Here is a 14,395-nt window from a genome sequence, read left to right on the forward strand (position 1 = left end):
CTTTGCCAGTACAGTACATCGGTGCAATTCGCGGGTCACACCCAACCGAGTTGTCCGCTTACTTGTCGAGACCAGCCGGCGGCCAGTTTTCGAGCTTCATGCCGAGCGTCAGCCCACGCGATGCCAGAACTTCCTTGATCTCGTTCAGCGACTTGCGACCCAGATTCGGAGTCTTGAGCAGTTCGTTCTCGGTACGCTGGATCAGGTCGCCGATGTAGTAGATGTTCTCGGCCTTCAGGCAGTTCGCGGAACGAACCGTCAGTTCGAGATCGTCGACCGGACGCAGCAGGATCGGATCGATCTGCGGTGCGCGCGACGGCGCTTCCGCCGCTGCTTCGGTACCTTCCAGCGCCGCGAACACCGACAACTGATCGACCAGAATGCGCGCCGATTGTCGGATCGCTTCTTCCGGCGAAATCACACCGTTGGTCTCGATGTTCATCACGAGCTTGTCGAGGTCGGTGCGCTGCTCGACGCGAGCGCTTTCGACCGCGTAGCTCACGCGACGAACCGGCGAAAACGAGGCGTCCAGCACGATCCGGCCGATGATCTTGGCCGACTCTTCACCGTAACGACGCACATTGCCCGGCACATAGCCGCGGCCCTTTTCGACCTTGATCTGCACGTCGAGCTTGCCACCCTTCGACAGATGCGCAATCACGTGATCGGGATTGATGACTTCGCAATCGTGTGCGAGTTCGATATCGCCGGCCGTGACCACGCCTTCGCCTTCCTTCCGCAGCGTAACCGTCACTTCGTCACGATTATGCAGCTTGAAGACGACGCCCTTCAGGTTCAACAACAAGTTGACCACATCCTCTTGCACACCGTCGAGCGTCGAATACTCGTGCACGACGCCTGCAATCGTCACCTCGGTCGGGGCATAGCCCACCATCGACGACAACAGCACGCGCCGAAGCGCGTTGCCCAAGGTGTGGCCATAACCGCGTTCAAACGGCTCCATGACCACTTTCGCGTGGCTTTCGCCAAGCGATTCAACTGCAATAATCTTGGGCTTCAACAAACTGGTTTGCATAGGTTTTCCTTTTCAATACCCTCGGCTCGTTACACCGATAAGGCTGACCGGTAACAACCTGAAAATAAACAGCCGAGACGCCCCCTTGCGCAACGCAATCAGGGCGCCCCGGCCATCAATCCGATTACCGCGAATACAATTCGACGATCAGGCTTTCGTTGATGTCGCCAGCGATGTCGCTGCGTTCCGGCTTCTGCTTGAAGGTACCTTCGAACTTCTTCGCGTCGACCGCGACCCAGCTCGGCATGCCGCCTTGCTCAGCGAGCGACAGCGCCTCAATGATGCGAGCCTGCTTGCGCTTCTGTTCGCGCACGGCGACGACGTCCCCAGCCTTCACTTGCATCGACGGGATGTTCGTCACGACGCCGTTCACCGTGATTGCCTTGTGGCCAACGAGCTGACGTGCTTCAGCGCGCGTCGAGCCAAAGCCCATGCGATACACGACGTTGTCCAGACGCGATTCGAGCAGTTTCAGCAGGTTCTCACCCGTGTTGCCCTTCAGGCGGTCTGCTTCAGCGAAGTAGCGACGGAACTGGCGCTCGAGGACACCGTAGATACGCTTTACTTTTTGCTTCTCGCGCAGCTGAGTGCCATAGTCGGACGTACGTGCGCCCGAGGTACGGCCGTGCTGGCCGGGCTTGCTGTCAAGCTTGCACTTGTCAGCGAGCGAACGGCGCGCGCTCTTCAGGAAGAGGTCAGTGCCTTCACGGCGGGACAGCTTGGCCTTGGGGCCGATATAACGTGCCACGTTAATTCCTTCTGTGATTTGTCACGCGAATGCTTCCACTCGCGCTAGTCCGAACCCTTTGAGTCGAACGGTGGGCTTAGTCAATTCAAATAACACGCGCAGCCCGCCACCGCGCAAGGCGGCAACAGGCGCTCGAAATACCAGCGTCTTAGATACGACGACGCTTCGGCGGACGGCAGCCGTTATGCGGGACCGGCGTCACGTCGGAGATCGCGGTGATCTTGATGCCAAGACCATGCAGCGCGCGCACCGCCGATTCCCGGCCAGGACCGGGGCCCTTGATCCGCACTTCGAGGTTCTTCACGCCGTATTCCATCGCCACGCGGCCAGCTGATTCAGCTGCGACCTGAGCTGCAAACGGAGTCGACTTACGCGAACCCTTGAAGCCCTGACCGCCCGACGTTGCCCAGGCAAGCGCGTTGCCTTGACGGTCGGTGATCGTGATGATGGTGTTGTTGAACGACGCGTGAACGTGAACCACGCCCTCGGCGACGTTCTTCTTGACCTTCTTGCGAACGCGTTGCGCCGCGGAGTTGTTCGAAGCCTTAGCCATTACGTTTTCCTGTAACTGTCAGTTCCGCTTACTTCTTCAGCGATTGCGCTGCACGACGCGGACCCTTGCGCGTACGGGCATTCGTACGCGTACGCTGGCCGCGCAGGGGCAGACCCTTACGATGCCGCACGCCACGATAGCAGCCGAGATCCATCAGGCGCTTGATGTTCATCGTCGTTTCACGGCGCAGATCGCCTTCAACGATGAACTTGCCGACTTCTTCACGCAGCTTTTCGAGGTCTGCGTCAGTCAGGTCTTTGACCTTCTTCGAAAATGCCACACCAGCAGCGACGCAAATGTCGCGCGAGCGCGTGCGACCGACACCGTAAATAGCCGTCAGGCCGATTTCAGTATGCTGGTGATTCGGGATGTTAACCCCTGCGATACGAGCCATTGTTTTTCCTCAAACAAAAAGCGCAAGCAAAAGCGCGGCGTTCAGCCTTGACGCTGTTTGTGGCGCGGATCAGAACTGCAAATCACGCGCACAACGCCTTTGCGCTTGATGATCTTGCAATTGCGGCAAATGCGCTTAACCGATGCCATCACTTTCATGATATTACCCTTTTTTCAAATCACTTCGCCCGGAACACGATCCGCGCACGCGACAGATCGTAAGGCGTCAATTCAACCGTCACCTTGTCGCCCGGCAAGATCCGGATGTAGTGCATCCGCATTTTGCCGGATATGTGTCCCAACACGACATGGCCGTTTTCCAGCTTCACCCTGAAGGTAGCATTAGGCAGGTTCTCGATTACTTCGCCCTGCATCTGGATAACATCGTCTTTGGCCATAAGTCCTTTCAACGCATCGGGACGCCGCCGCCTTTGAAATTAGCTTTCTTCAGCAGCGATTCATACTGTTGCGACATAACGTACGACTGCACCTGCGCCATGAAATCCATTGTGACGACGACAATGATCAGCAGCGACGTTCCACCAAAATAAAACGGCACGTTCCAGCGTAGCACCAGAAATTCAGGCAGCAGGCAAACGAACACGATGTAGATCGCACCGGCAAGCGTCAAACGCGTAAGGATGCGGTCGATATATCGCGCCGTCTGATCGCCCGGGCGGATACCTGGGACGAAAGCGCCGCTCTTTTTCAGGTTGTCGGCCGTTTCCCTGCTGTTAAACACCAGTGCAGTGTAAAAGAAGCAGAAGAAGACGATCGCCAATGCGTACAGCAACACATACACCGGTTGACCGGGCTTCAGGGCTTCGGCAACGTTGTGCAACGTGTCTGCGAACCAGCTGGTACGCGAACCCGAACTGAACCAGTTCAGGATAGTTGCCGGGAAGAGAATGATCGACGATGCGAAGATCGGCGGAATCACCCCCGACATATTCAGCTTCAGCGGCAAATGCGAAGACTGGCCGCCGTAAATCTTGTTGCCCACCTGCCGCTTCGCATAATTCACAAGTATCTTGCGCTGGCCGCGTTCGATGAACACCACCACATAGGTCACAGCAGCAATCAGCGCGACGACGATAATCGCCGAGATGATGCTCATCGAGCCGGTTCGCACCAGTTCAAAGAGACCACCGATTGCGTTCGGGAAACCCGCCGCAATACCGCCGAATATGATGATCGAAATACCGTTGCCAAGCCCGCGCTCCGTGATCTGCTCACCCAGCCACATCAGGAACATCGTGCCGGTCACCAGCGTCACGACCGTCGTCAAGCGGAAAACCATCCCCGGATCGATCACGAGGCCCGGCTGATTTTCCAGAGCGACGGCAATACCGAACGCCTGGAACGTCGCCAGCACAACCGTGAAGATCCGCGTGTACTGCGTAATCTTTCGCTGACCTGCCTGCCCTTCCTTTTTCAGCGCTTCGAGCTGCGGCGAAACAATCGCCAGCAACTGCATGATGATCGACGCCGAAATGTACGGCATGATCCCCAGCGCGAAAATCGTGAACCGCGAAAGTGCGCCACCCGAGAACATGTTAAACATGCCAAGGATGCCGCCCGACTGGCTTTGGAACAGTTTCGCCAGTTGGTCCGGGTCGATACCCGGCACCGGAATATGCGCGCCGATACGGTAGACGACTAGCGCCAGCAGCAGGAACACTGCTCGCCGGCGCAGATCGCCAAACTTCGCCGCGCTGCGACCGGGTTTTGCGAGACTCGGGCTGTTAGCCAAGTACCTTCTCCGATGCAAGTGCTAGTGACGGCAATTAACTTGCGCGTTACTCGGCAAAAGAGCCACCGGCTGCCTCGATAGCAGCACGTGCGCTCTTCGTCGCACCCAGACCCTTCACAACGACCTTGCGCTTGAGCTCGCCCGTTGCAATGATCTTGGCGCTACGGATCAGCTCGCCGACGAGGCCGGCTTGCTTGAGAGCCAGCAGATCGATTTCGTCGACCGGCAGCTTCTCCAGATCCGAGAGACGTACCTCACCGACGAATTCCTTCGTCAGCGAGGTGAAGCCACGCTTCGGCAGGCGACGTTGCAGCGGCATTTGACCGCCTTCAAAGCCGACCTTGTGAAAGCCGCCCGAACGCGACTTCTGACCCTTGTGACCACGGCCAGCGGTCTTGCCGAGGCCGGAGCCGATGCCGCGACCAACGCGGCGCTTTGCGTGCTTCGCGCCTTCGGCCGGCTTCAGGTTATTCAATTCCATTATCAACTCCTTGAGTCCTGGTCAGCCGCTTAGCTGATGACCTTAACGAGGTACGAAACCTTGTTGATCATGCCGCGCACAGCCGGCGTATCCTGCAACTCGCTAACCGAGTTGAGTCGGCGCAGGCCCAAGCCACGCACCGTTGCACGGTGCGATTCACGGGTGCCGATCAGGCTCTTGACGAGCTGGACCTTGACAGTTTTATCAGACATGGTGTCCACCTTTAGCCCAGAATTTCTTCGACGGACTTGCCACGCTTCGCAGCGATGTCGGCCGGCGTGGACTGCTTGCGCAGGCCATCGAGCGTCGCACGAACGAGGTTGTACGGGTTCGTCGAGCCGTGGCTCTTGGCCACAACGTTCTGCACGCCCATCACGTCGAACACGGCGCGCATCGGGCCGCCCGCGATCACGCCGGTACCGTCTTTCGCCGGAGCGAGGAGGACCGTCGATGCGCCGTGCTTACCGTGCACTTCGTGTTGCAAGGTACCGTTCTTCAACGGCACCTTGAACATGTTGCGGCGAGCCTGTTCCATCGCCTTCTGGACAGCGACCGGCACTTCCTTCGCCTTGCCCTTGCCCATACCGACGCGGCCATCACCGTCGCCAACCACGGTCAGTGCAGCGAAGCCGAGAATACGGCCACCCTTCACGACCTTGGTCACGCGGTTAACCGCGATCATTTTTTCACGAAGGCCGTCGTCGCGTTCGTCAGCCTGAACTTTAGCTTGCATCTTTGCCATGACGAATTCTTCCCTTAGAACTTGAGTCCGGCTTCGCGCGCCGCGTCAGCCAGCGCTTTCACGCGGCCGTGGTAACGGAAACCCGAACGGTCGAAGGCGACGGATTCGATGCCGGCAGCCTTAGCCTTTTCTGCAATGCGCTTGCCGATCAGGGTGGCAGCAGCAACGTTGCCGCCCTTTCCCGATTGATCGGCCAGTTGCGCACGCACTTCGGCTTCGAGCGTCGACGCGCTAGCGAGCACCTTGGTGCCGCACGGCGAGAACACTTGCGCATAGATGTGCGTGTTCGTGCGATGCACGGCGAGACGCGCGACCTGCAGCTCAGCGATCTTGATACGCGTCTGACGAGCGCGGCGCAGGCGAGATTGAGTCTTATCCATGATTGCGCACCCTTACTTCTTCTTCGTTTCTTTGAGGATCACAACCTCATCGGCGTAACGCACGCCCTTGCCCTTGTAGGGCTCCGGCGGACGGTAGCCGCGCACTTCTGCAGCGACTTGACCGACTTGTTGCTTGTTGATCCCCTTGATCACGATTTCGGTTTGCGACGGGGTTTCTGCCTTGACGCCAACCGGCATCTGGTGCACCACCGGGTGCGAGAAACCCAGCGACAGGTTCAGCTTGTCGCCTTGCGCTTGTGCGCGATAACCGACGCCAACCAGCGTCAGCTTGCGCTCGAAACCCTTCGTCACGCCGTGCACCATGTTCGCAACCAGCGCGCGCATCGTGCCCGACATCGCATTCGCCTCGCGGCTTTCATCGACCGGTTCGAACTTCAGCGTGCCGCTGTCGTTCACTACCTTCACGAGGCTGTTGGCAGCCTGCGAAATTGTACCCAGCGGACCCTTGACAGTAATGCTGTCGGCGCTCAGGGCCACTTCCGCGCCTTGCAGCGCGATTGGGCTCTTACCTACTCGAGACATGTTTCTCTCCTTTCGGCCTTAAGCGACATAGCAGATGACTTCGCCGCCAACGCCCGTTGCACGTGCCTTGCGGTCCGTCATCACGCCCTTCGGCGTCGACACGATTGCCACGCCCAGGCCATTCATGACCACGGGGATGTCGTTACGGCCGCGGTACACACGCAGACCAGGCTTCGAGACGCGTTCAATGCGCTCGATGACCGGACGGCCAGCGTAATACTTCAACACGATGTTCAATTCCGACTTCGCACCTTCGGACTTCACTGCGAAATCGTCGATATAACCTTCGTCCTTCAGGACCTGCGCAATCGCAACCTTGACTTTCGACGAGGGCATAGTCACCGAAACCTTCTCGACCATCTGCGCATTGCGGATGCGAGTCAGCATATCGGCGATAGGATCACTCATGCTCATTTATGTTTCTCCTATTACCAGCTCGCCTTGGTCAGGCCAGGGATCTCGCCGCGGAACGCGATTTCGCGAATCTTGTTACGCGCCAGCCCGAATTTACGGAACGTGCCGCGCGGACGACCGGTAATTGCGCAACGGTTGCGCTTACGGGTCGGGTTAGAGTTTCGCGGCAGTTGCTGCAGTTCCAGGCGTGCTGCGTAATGCTCTTCTTCCGACTTGCTCGTATCGCCAATGATTGCCTTCAATGCTGCACGCTTGGGAGCGTACTTGGCGGCGAGGCGAGCACGCTTCTTTTCACGTTCGATCAGTGCCAGTTTAGCCACGGTAACCTCAGTTTCTGAACGGGAACTTGAAGCTGGCGAGCAGAGCCTTTGCTTCGTCGTCAGTCTTCGCAGTCGTCGTGATGCTGATGTTCAGCCCACGCAGTGCGTCGATCTTGTCGTAGTCGATTTCGGGGAAAATGATCTGCTCTTTCACACCGACGTTGTAGTTGCCGCGACCATCGAACGCCTTGCCCGACACGCCACGGAAGTCGCGCACACGGGGGAGCGCAACCGTCACGAAACGGTCCAGGAATTCGTACATTGCCTGGCCACGCAGCGTGACCATTGCACCGATCGGATAGCCCTGACGGATCTTGAAGCCAGCGATTGCCTTGCGTGCCTTCGTGATCACCGGCTTCTGGCCCGCGATCTTCGTCAGATCGCCAACGGCGTTTTCGATGATCTTCTTGTCAGCGACGGCTTCGCCAAGGCCCATGTTCAGGGTGATCTTGGTGATGCGCGGCACTTCCATCACGGACTTGTAACCGAACTTCTCGATGAGGCCGGGTACAACCTTCTCTTTGTAAAACTCTTGCAAACGAGCCATTTTTTACTCCGCAGCGTCAGGCGCTCAGTACGGCACCGGTCGTCTTCAGGAAACGGACCTTCTTGTCCCCTTCGACCTTGATGCCTACACGCGATGGCTTGCCATTCGCGTCCACCAATGCGACGTTCGAAATTTGCAGCGGCATCGTCTTGGCTTCCACGCCGCCCGTCGCACCCTTCATCGGGTTCGGCTTGACGTGCTTCTTGACGAGGTTGATGCCCTCGACAGTCACGGTCTCGCCGTGAACGGCCAGCACCACGCCACGCTTGCCCTTATCTTTGCCGGTGATGACGATAACTTCGTCACCCTTGCGAATCTTGTTCATCGCGACTCCTTACAGCACTTCAGGCGCCAGCGAAACGATCTTCATGAATCGTTCGCTACGCAACTCGCGCGTGACAGGCCCAAAAATACGGGTACCGATCGGTTCGAGCTTGGTGTTGAGCAACACAGCCGCGTTGCCGTCGAACTTGATCAGCGAGCCGTCCTGACGACGCACGCCCTTGGCGGTGCGAACCACCACGGCGTTGTAGATTTCGCCTTTCTTCACGCGCCCGCGCGGCGTTGCCTCTTTGACAGTCACCTTGATGATGTCGCCAATGCTGGCATAACGACGCTTCGAGCCGCCGAGCACCTTGATGCACATGACTTCACGTGCACCCGTGTTGTCGGCCACTTCAAGCCGAGTTTCGGTCTGGATCATGGTTTATCTTTCCCAACTTAATCCGGTCACACCACCATGGCGCTTCCCGGTCAGTCTTGGTCCCGTCAGCCGATCGGCTGCTTGGGTTAGAACAGCAGCGACGGCAAACGAAACCCGCCATCGCAATCCGGTGAATCCTTCGGTCTAGGCTGGCGCCCGAACCGCTTCCCCCACCAACTTCGCCCGCGACGGGGCTCCCATAAAGAGGGAAGACCGAGATTATATCAAATAATCTCGGTCTTGCAAGCGAAACTTACTGCGATTTCAACTACTTCTACAGCTTTGCGACATTAGATGACGCGAGCAGCCTCGACCAGGCGAGCCACAACCCAAGCCTTCGTCTTCGAAATCGGACGAGTTTCCTGGATTTCAACGAGGTCGCCCTCGTTGTACGTGTTCGCGTCGTCATGCGCGTGGTACTTCTTCGACCGCACGACGTACTTGCCGTAGATCGGGTGCTTCACGCGGTGCTCGACCAGCACGGTAACCGTCTTGTCCATCTTGTTGCTGACGACCTTGCCGACCAGCGTCCGCTTGAGCGAGGTTTTTACGCTATCGTTCATTTCTGGTTCGCCTTCTCAGTCAGGACGGTCCGCACACGCGCGATGTCGCGACGGACCTTCTTCAGCTGGCTCGTGTTCGTGAGCTGCTGGGTCGCGAGTTGCATGCGCAGGCCGAATTGCGCCTTCAACAGGTCCGACAGCTCCTTGTTGAGCGCGGCCTGATCTTTCTGGTGAAGTTCGGAAGCCTTCATCATTTGCTCCTTAGGCGCCGAGCTGACGCACGATAAACGTCGTCTTCAGCGGCAGCTTCGCTGCAGCCAGACGGAACGCTTCGCGCGCCAGTTCTTCGGTTACGCCGTCCATTTCGTACAGCATCTTGCCCGGTTGAATCTCAGCGACGTAGTACTCCGGGTTACCCTTACCGTTACCCATACGCACTTCCGCCGGCTTGGTCGAGATCGGCTTGTCCGGGAAGATCCGGATCCAGATGCGGCCACCGCGCTTGATGTGACGCGTCATCGCACGACGCGCCGCTTCAATCTGGCGCGCGGTCAGACGGCCACGACCGACAGCCTTCAGGCCGAACTCACCGAACGACACCGCGTTGCCGCGGGTAGCAACGCCGGTGTTACGACCTTTCTGCTCTTTGCGATACTTTCTGCGTTTCGGTTGCAGCATCGTTATTCTCCAGTCTTCCCGTCGCCGCCGGCACCGCCAGCACGTCGGGGAGCGCCACGGCGTGCACCTGCCGGGCCACCACCTTCACCATCACGACGCGGACGGCGATCGCCACCCGGACGTGCGTTGCGGCGCGGACGCTTTTCTTCGGCGACTTCTTCGACCACCGGTGCGTCGTTGCGGCCGAGCGTGTCGCCCTTGTAGACCCACACCTTCACGCCGATGATGCCGTACGTCGTCTTTGCTTCCGACGTTGCATAGTCGATATCCGCACGCAGCGTATGAAGCGGCACGCGACCTTCGCGATACCATTCCGTACGCGCGATTTCGATACCGTTCAGACGGCCAGCGCTCATGATCTTGATGCCTTGAGCACCCAGACGCATCGCGTTCTGCATCGCACGCTTCATCGCGCGGCGGAACATGATCCGGCGCTCGAGCTGTTGCGTGATCGAATCAGCGATCAGTTGCGCGTCCGTTTCCGGCTTGCGGATTTCTTCGATGTTGACGTGAACCGGAACGCCCATGCGCTTTTGCAGCTCGGACTTCAGCAGTTCGATGTCTTCACCCTTCTTGCCGATCACGACACCCGGACGCGAGCTGAAAATCGTGATACGCGCGTTCTTTGCAGGACGCTCGATCACAACGCGGCCGACGGACGCGTTCTTCAGCTTCTTCTTCAGGTATTCACGAACACCGATGTCTTCCTGCAACATCGCCGCGAAATTGTTGTTGTTCGCGTACCAACGCGAAGCCCAATTGCGGCTGACGGCCAAACGGAAGCCAGTCGGATGAATTTTCTGTCCCATCGTATGACCCCTTAATTCCCGACCGTCACAGTGATGTGACAGGATTGCTTCTCGATGCGGTTACCGCGGCCTTTAGCGCGCGCGGTGAAACGCTTCAGCGATGCTGCCTTGTCGACATAGATGCTCTTGATCTTGAGCTCGTCGATATCGGCGCCTTCATTGTGCTCCGCATTCGCGATCGCCGACAGCACGACCTTTTTCACGATCCCCGCAGCCTTCTTCGGCGAGAACGTCAGAACGTTCAGCGCCTTGTCGACCGGCAAACCGCGGATCTGGTCAGCCACAAGGCGCGTTTTCTGCGCCGAGATGCGGGCACCGCGATGAATTGCTTTCACTTCCATCTTGACTGCCCCTTATTTCTTGGCCTTCTTGTCGGCCGCGTGTCCCTTGAACGTACGGGTCAGTGCGAACTCGCCAAGCTTGTGGCCGACCATGTTTTCCGTGACATACACCGGAACGTGTTGACGGCCGTTGTGAACGGCGATCGTCAGGCCGATGAAGTCCGGCAGGATCGTCGAGCGACGCGACCAGGTCTTGATCGGTTTCTTGTCACGCGATGCTGCAGCCGCCTCAACCTTCTTCAGCAAATGGGCGTCGCAGAACGGACCTTTCTTAATAGAACGTGCCATTGCCTACTCCTTAACGCTTGTGACGGCGCTGGACGATCATGCTCGTCGTGCGCTTGTTGCTGCGGGTGCGATAGCCCTTCGTCGGCGTGCCCCACGGGCTCACCGGATCGCGGCCTGCCGCAGTCTTGCCCTCGCCACCACCGTGCGGGTGGTCGACCGGGTTCATTGCAACGCCACGCACCGTCGGGCGGATACCGCGCCAGCGGTTCGCACCAGCCTTACCGATTTGACGGAGGCTATGCTCTTCGTTGCCTACTTCACCGATCGTTGCGCGGCATTCAACGTGAACGCGGCGGATTTCGCCCGAACGCAGACGAACCTGCGCGTAGATGCCTTCGCGAGCCAGCAGCATCGCCGACGTACCCGCCGAACGCGCCATTTGGGCGCCCTTGCCCGGCAGCATTTCGATGCAGTGAATCGTCGTACCGACTGGGATGTTGCGGATCGGCAGCGTGTTACCTGCGCGGATCGGCGCCTCCGAACCCGACATCAGCTGTTGACCGACGGTAATACCCTTCGGAGCGATGATGTAGCGGCGCTCGCCGTCTGCGTACAGAACCAGCGCGATGTTCGCGCTACGGTTCGGGTCGTACTCGAGACGCTCGACCTTTGCGGGAATACCATCCTTCGTGCGACGGAAGTCGACGACACGATAGTGATGCTTGTGACCACCACCCTTGTGACGCGTGGTGATGTGACCGTTGTTGTTACGGCCGGCGGTCGACGACTGCGTGTCGAGCAGCGCTGCGAACGGCTTGCCCTTGTGCAGTTCCTTGTTGACCACCTTGACCATCGCGCGGCGACCCGGCGAAGTCGGCTTAACTTTCACGATTGCCATGATTACTTGGCCTCCGCTTCAAAGTTGATTTCCTGGCCGGGCTTCAGGCAGACGTACGCCTTCTTCACGTCCTTGCGCTTGCCCATGAAGCGACCAAAGCGCTTGGCTTTGCCCTTCGCGACCAGCACGTTGACGGAATCGACTTCCACCTTGAACAGCAGCTCGACTGCAGCTTTCACTTCCTGCTTCGTGGCATCCGGCGCGACTTCGAACACAACCTGTTCGTTCTTGTCGGCCACCAGCGTCGCCTTTTCGGAGACCACCGGCGCGAGCAGGACCTGCATCAAACGATGATCGTTCTTGCGAATCTCGCTCATGACAGCAACTCCTCGATCTGGGCGACCGCAGCCTTCGTGATCAGGATCTTCTTGAAGTAGATCAGCGACAGCGGGTCGGCGTAACGCGGCTCCACAACCGCCACGTGGGCGAGGTTGCGCGACGCTAGGTACAGGTTTTCGTCAACCGTGTCGGTAATCACCAGCACGGAATCGAGACCCATCGCCTTGAATTTTTCGGCCAGCAGCTTCGTCTTCGGCGCTTCGAGCGTCAACTCGTCGACCACCGAGATGCGGCCTTCGCGGGCCAACTGCGAGAAGATCGAGCAGAGACCTGCACGATGCATCTTCTTGTTGACCTTGTGCGAAAAGTTTTCTTCCGGCGAATTCGGGAAAATACGGCCACCGCCGCGCCACAGCGGGCTCGACGACATACCGGCACGGGCGCGGCCCGTACCCTTCTGGCGCCACGGCTTCTTGGTCGTGTGTTTGACCTGCTCACGATCCTTCTGCGCGCGGTTGCCGCTACGGGCATTCGCCTGGTACGCAACCACCACCTGGTGAATCAGGGCTTCGTTGTAGTCGCGGCCGAACACGACGTCCGACGCGCTAACGCCTGCACTTTCCTGACCATTGGCATTCAGGAGCTTAAGTTCCATTATTTCGCTCCTTTCACGGCACGCGTCTTCACGGCCGGCGTAACGAATACCTTGCCACCCTTCGCACCCGGAACGGCACCCTTGACCAGCAGCAGCTTGCGGTCAGCATCGATACGAGCGATTTCGAGGTTTTGCACCGTTACCTTCTCATCACCCATGTGACCGGTCATGCGCTTACCCGGGAAAACACGACCCGGATCCTGCGCCATACCGATCGAGCCCGGCACATTGTGCGAGCGCGAGTTACCGTGGGATGCACGGCCAGACGAGAAGTTATAACGCTTGATGGTACCGGCGTAGCCTTTACCGATCGACACGCCTTGCACGTCGACCTTCTGGCCCACTTCGAACAGCTCGGGACCAACCACGGCGCCGCTCGACAGTTCGGCAGCCTTAGCGGCATCGATCTGGAATTCTTTGAGGATTTCACCGGCTTGAACACCGGCTTTGGCGAGATGACCTGCCAACGGCTTCGTCACGCGGGATGCACGGCGCGTACCGAAGGCAACCTGCACGGCCGTGTAGCCGTCGGTTTCAACAGTCTTGATCTGCGTCACGCGGTTGTCGGACACGTCCAGCACGGTGACGGGAATTGAATCCCCTTCAGCCGTGAAGATACGGGTCATGCCAACCTTGCGACCTACGAGTCCAAGGCTCATCGTTTTCTCCATTCCCGACTGCGATTGGTCGGGGCTAATTTACAAAATGCCGGCACCGCTTCGGGCATGAAACCATGCTGCAGGACGCCGACTTTTTTACGCAAATGCGCGAAAAGCTCAATAGTATAGCGAGCCTTTTCGTTTTCCGCAAGCAATCAATGACTTAGCGTTGCCCGGGTGGCCGGGCAAGGGCTGGAAGCCTTACTGCAGCTTGATTTCAACGTCCACGCCAGCCGGGAGATCCAGCTTCATGAGCGCGTCGACGGTCTTGTCCGTCGGGTCAACGATGTCCATCAGACGCTGGTGGGTGCGGATTTCGAGCTGGTCACGCGACGTCTTGTTGACGTGCGGCGAACGCAGGATGTCGAAGCGTTGAATGCGGGTCGGCAGGGGTACGGGACCACGAACAATCGCGCCGGTCCGCTTTGCCGTATCGACGATTTCAGCTGCCGATTGGTCGATCAGGCGATAGTCGAAAGCCTTCAGGCGAATGCGAATTTTCTGGTTCTGCATGACAAATTCCTTGAAAAGAGCGAGGCGATATTGCACCGCCGATTAGAAAAAGAACGTAGGCTCGGACGCTCGCGCAAAGCGAGTGCCCGAGCCCGGGCGCTACAAACTGCTACAGCAATCGTCGATTTTACTCGATGATCTTGGCGACGACACCAGCGCCGACCGTACGGCCACCTTCGCGAATTGCGAAGCGCAGACCTTCTTCCATCGCGATCGGGT

Annotated in this window: 29 protein-coding genes; all 29 read right to left on the reverse strand. The window is 58.5% G+C overall.

The window, feature by feature from the left end; all coding sequences use genetic code 11:
• Positions 1-58 precede the first annotated feature (58 nt).
• Positions 59-1,036, reverse strand: a complete 978-nt coding sequence (locus HWY30_RS19275; protein WP_007730697.1) for a DNA-directed RNA polymerase subunit alpha — start codon at positions 1,034-1,036, stop codon at positions 59-61.
• A gap of 124 nt (positions 1,037-1,160) precedes the next feature.
• Entirely contained in the window at positions 1,161-1,784 is a 624-nt protein-coding gene (rpsD, locus tag HWY30_RS19280) for a 30S ribosomal protein S4 (RefSeq protein WP_090802157.1), read from the reverse strand.
• 148 nt (positions 1,785-1,932) lie between these two features.
• Positions 1,933-2,337 (reverse strand): 30S ribosomal protein S11, encoded by a 405-nt coding sequence (gene rpsK, locus HWY30_RS19285; RefSeq protein ID WP_006052224.1) that lies wholly within the window; start codon positions 2,335-2,337, stop codon positions 1,933-1,935.
• A gap of 28 nt (positions 2,338-2,365) precedes the next feature.
• On the reverse strand, positions 2,366-2,731 hold the full coding sequence (gene rpsM / locus HWY30_RS19290; protein ID WP_013589830.1) for a 30S ribosomal protein S13: 366 nt from the start codon (positions 2,729-2,731) through the stop codon (positions 2,366-2,368).
• A gap of 41 nt (positions 2,732-2,772) precedes the next feature.
• Entirely contained in the window at positions 2,773-2,889 is a 117-nt protein-coding gene (gene rpmJ, locus HWY30_RS19295) for a 50S ribosomal protein L36 (protein ID WP_004199844.1), read from the reverse strand.
• A 20-nt stretch (positions 2,890-2,909) separates the two neighbouring features.
• Positions 2,910-3,128, reverse strand: a complete 219-nt coding sequence (gene infA / locus HWY30_RS19300; RefSeq protein WP_004521905.1) for a translation initiation factor IF-1 — start codon at positions 3,126-3,128, stop codon at positions 2,910-2,912.
• 8 nt (positions 3,129-3,136) lie between these two features.
• Positions 3,137-4,483 carry a preprotein translocase subunit SecY gene (gene secY / locus HWY30_RS19305; protein ID WP_090802158.1) on the reverse strand — a complete coding sequence of 449 codons (1,347 nt, stop codon included), beginning with the start codon at positions 4,481-4,483 and terminating at the stop codon, positions 3,137-3,139.
• A gap of 46 nt (positions 4,484-4,529) precedes the next feature.
• Positions 4,530-4,964 carry a 50S ribosomal protein L15 gene (gene rplO / locus HWY30_RS19310; protein WP_018420156.1) on the reverse strand — a complete coding sequence of 145 codons (435 nt, stop codon included), beginning with the start codon at positions 4,962-4,964 and terminating at the stop codon, positions 4,530-4,532.
• Between the two features lie 29 nt (positions 4,965-4,993).
• The gene (gene rpmD, locus HWY30_RS19315) at positions 4,994-5,176 is read right to left on the reverse strand and encodes a 50S ribosomal protein L30 (RefSeq protein ID WP_008923335.1); all 183 of its coding nucleotides are present in this window, start codon (positions 5,174-5,176) and stop codon (positions 4,994-4,996) included.
• A gap of 11 nt (positions 5,177-5,187) precedes the next feature.
• Positions 5,188-5,706: a 30S ribosomal protein S5 gene (rpsE, locus tag HWY30_RS19320; RefSeq protein WP_075303262.1), complete on the reverse strand. Its 519-nt coding sequence runs from the start codon at positions 5,704-5,706 to the stop codon at positions 5,188-5,190.
• A gap of 14 nt (positions 5,707-5,720) precedes the next feature.
• On the reverse strand, positions 5,721-6,086 hold the full coding sequence (gene rplR, locus HWY30_RS19325) for a 50S ribosomal protein L18 (RefSeq protein ID WP_008923336.1): 366 nt from the start codon (positions 6,084-6,086) through the stop codon (positions 5,721-5,723).
• Between the two features lie 12 nt (positions 6,087-6,098).
• Positions 6,099-6,629: a 50S ribosomal protein L6 gene (rplF, locus tag HWY30_RS19330; RefSeq protein ID WP_090802160.1), complete on the reverse strand. Its 531-nt coding sequence runs from the start codon at positions 6,627-6,629 to the stop codon at positions 6,099-6,101.
• 18 nt (positions 6,630-6,647) lie between these two features.
• Positions 6,648-7,043 carry a 30S ribosomal protein S8 gene (rpsH, locus tag HWY30_RS19335; protein WP_006052216.1) on the reverse strand — a complete coding sequence of 132 codons (396 nt, stop codon included), beginning with the start codon at positions 7,041-7,043 and terminating at the stop codon, positions 6,648-6,650.
• Positions 7,044-7,057: 14 nt separating this feature from the next.
• A complete protein-coding gene (gene rpsN, locus HWY30_RS19340; RefSeq protein WP_090802162.1) occupies positions 7,058-7,363 on the reverse strand; it encodes a 30S ribosomal protein S14 in 306 nt (101 codons plus the stop codon).
• 7 nt (positions 7,364-7,370) lie between these two features.
• Positions 7,371-7,910 (reverse strand): 50S ribosomal protein L5, encoded by a 540-nt coding sequence (rplE, locus tag HWY30_RS19345; protein WP_090802163.1) that lies wholly within the window; start codon positions 7,908-7,910, stop codon positions 7,371-7,373.
• A 16-nt stretch (positions 7,911-7,926) separates the two neighbouring features.
• On the reverse strand, positions 7,927-8,235 hold the full coding sequence (gene rplX / locus HWY30_RS19350) for a 50S ribosomal protein L24 (RefSeq protein WP_018420152.1): 309 nt from the start codon (positions 8,233-8,235) through the stop codon (positions 7,927-7,929).
• Between the two features lie 9 nt (positions 8,236-8,244).
• Complete coding sequence (gene rplN / locus HWY30_RS19355; protein ID WP_006998478.1) at positions 8,245-8,613, reverse strand: 50S ribosomal protein L14; 369 nt, start codon at positions 8,611-8,613, stop codon at positions 8,245-8,247.
• Positions 8,614-8,903: 290 nt separating this feature from the next.
• Positions 8,904-9,176: a 30S ribosomal protein S17 gene (gene rpsQ, locus HWY30_RS19360; protein ID WP_007180129.1), complete on the reverse strand. Its 273-nt coding sequence runs from the start codon at positions 9,174-9,176 to the stop codon at positions 8,904-8,906.
• Positions 9,173-9,367, reverse strand: coding sequence for a 50S ribosomal protein L29 (gene rpmC, locus HWY30_RS19365; RefSeq protein WP_007180130.1), 195 nt, complete (start codon positions 9,365-9,367; stop codon positions 9,173-9,175). Before rpmC ends, rpsQ begins: the two co-directional genes overlap by 4 nt.
• Before the next feature lie 10 nt (positions 9,368-9,377).
• On the reverse strand, positions 9,378-9,794 hold the full coding sequence (gene rplP, locus HWY30_RS19370) for a 50S ribosomal protein L16 (protein ID WP_008923342.1): 417 nt from the start codon (positions 9,792-9,794) through the stop codon (positions 9,378-9,380).
• Between the two features lie 2 nt (positions 9,795-9,796).
• Positions 9,797-10,603 (reverse strand): 30S ribosomal protein S3, encoded by an 807-nt coding sequence (gene rpsC, locus HWY30_RS19375; RefSeq protein WP_012434570.1) that lies wholly within the window; start codon positions 10,601-10,603, stop codon positions 9,797-9,799.
• A gap of 11 nt (positions 10,604-10,614) precedes the next feature.
• Complete coding sequence (gene rplV / locus HWY30_RS19380; protein ID WP_004199272.1) at positions 10,615-10,944, reverse strand: 50S ribosomal protein L22; 330 nt, start codon at positions 10,942-10,944, stop codon at positions 10,615-10,617.
• Between the two features lie 12 nt (positions 10,945-10,956).
• Positions 10,957-11,232, reverse strand: coding sequence for a 30S ribosomal protein S19 (gene rpsS / locus HWY30_RS19385; protein WP_006998484.1), 276 nt, complete (start codon positions 11,230-11,232; stop codon positions 10,957-10,959).
• Between the two features lie 10 nt (positions 11,233-11,242).
• Positions 11,243-12,070: a 50S ribosomal protein L2 gene (gene rplB, locus HWY30_RS19390; protein ID WP_018420149.1), complete on the reverse strand. Its 828-nt coding sequence runs from the start codon at positions 12,068-12,070 to the stop codon at positions 11,243-11,245.
• A 2-nt stretch (positions 12,071-12,072) separates the two neighbouring features.
• Entirely contained in the window at positions 12,073-12,387 is a 315-nt protein-coding gene (gene rplW, locus HWY30_RS19395) for a 50S ribosomal protein L23 (protein WP_008923345.1), read from the reverse strand.
• Positions 12,384-13,004 carry a 50S ribosomal protein L4 gene (rplD, locus tag HWY30_RS19400; protein WP_090802165.1) on the reverse strand — a complete coding sequence of 207 codons (621 nt, stop codon included), beginning with the start codon at positions 13,002-13,004 and terminating at the stop codon, positions 12,384-12,386. The genes rplW and rplD overlap by 4 nt, the downstream gene beginning before the upstream one ends.
• Positions 13,004-13,663: a 50S ribosomal protein L3 gene (rplC, locus tag HWY30_RS19405; protein WP_090805499.1), complete on the reverse strand. Its 660-nt coding sequence runs from the start codon at positions 13,661-13,663 to the stop codon at positions 13,004-13,006. Before rplC ends, rplD begins: the two co-directional genes overlap by 1 nt.
• Before the next feature lie 201 nt (positions 13,664-13,864).
• A complete protein-coding gene (gene rpsJ / locus HWY30_RS19410) occupies positions 13,865-14,176 on the reverse strand; it encodes a 30S ribosomal protein S10 (protein WP_006998489.1) in 312 nt (103 codons plus the stop codon).
• A gap of 127 nt (positions 14,177-14,303) precedes the next feature.
• Positions 14,304-14,395, reverse strand: a 92-nt coding sequence (locus HWY30_RS19415) for an EF-Tu C-terminal domain-related protein (RefSeq protein WP_076604501.1), incomplete at its 5' end; no start/stop codon positions are given.

This window comes from Paraburkholderia tuberum STM678, assembly GCF_902833905.1.
Lineage (GTDB): Bacteria > Pseudomonadota > Gammaproteobacteria > Burkholderiales > Burkholderiaceae > Paraburkholderia > Paraburkholderia tuberum.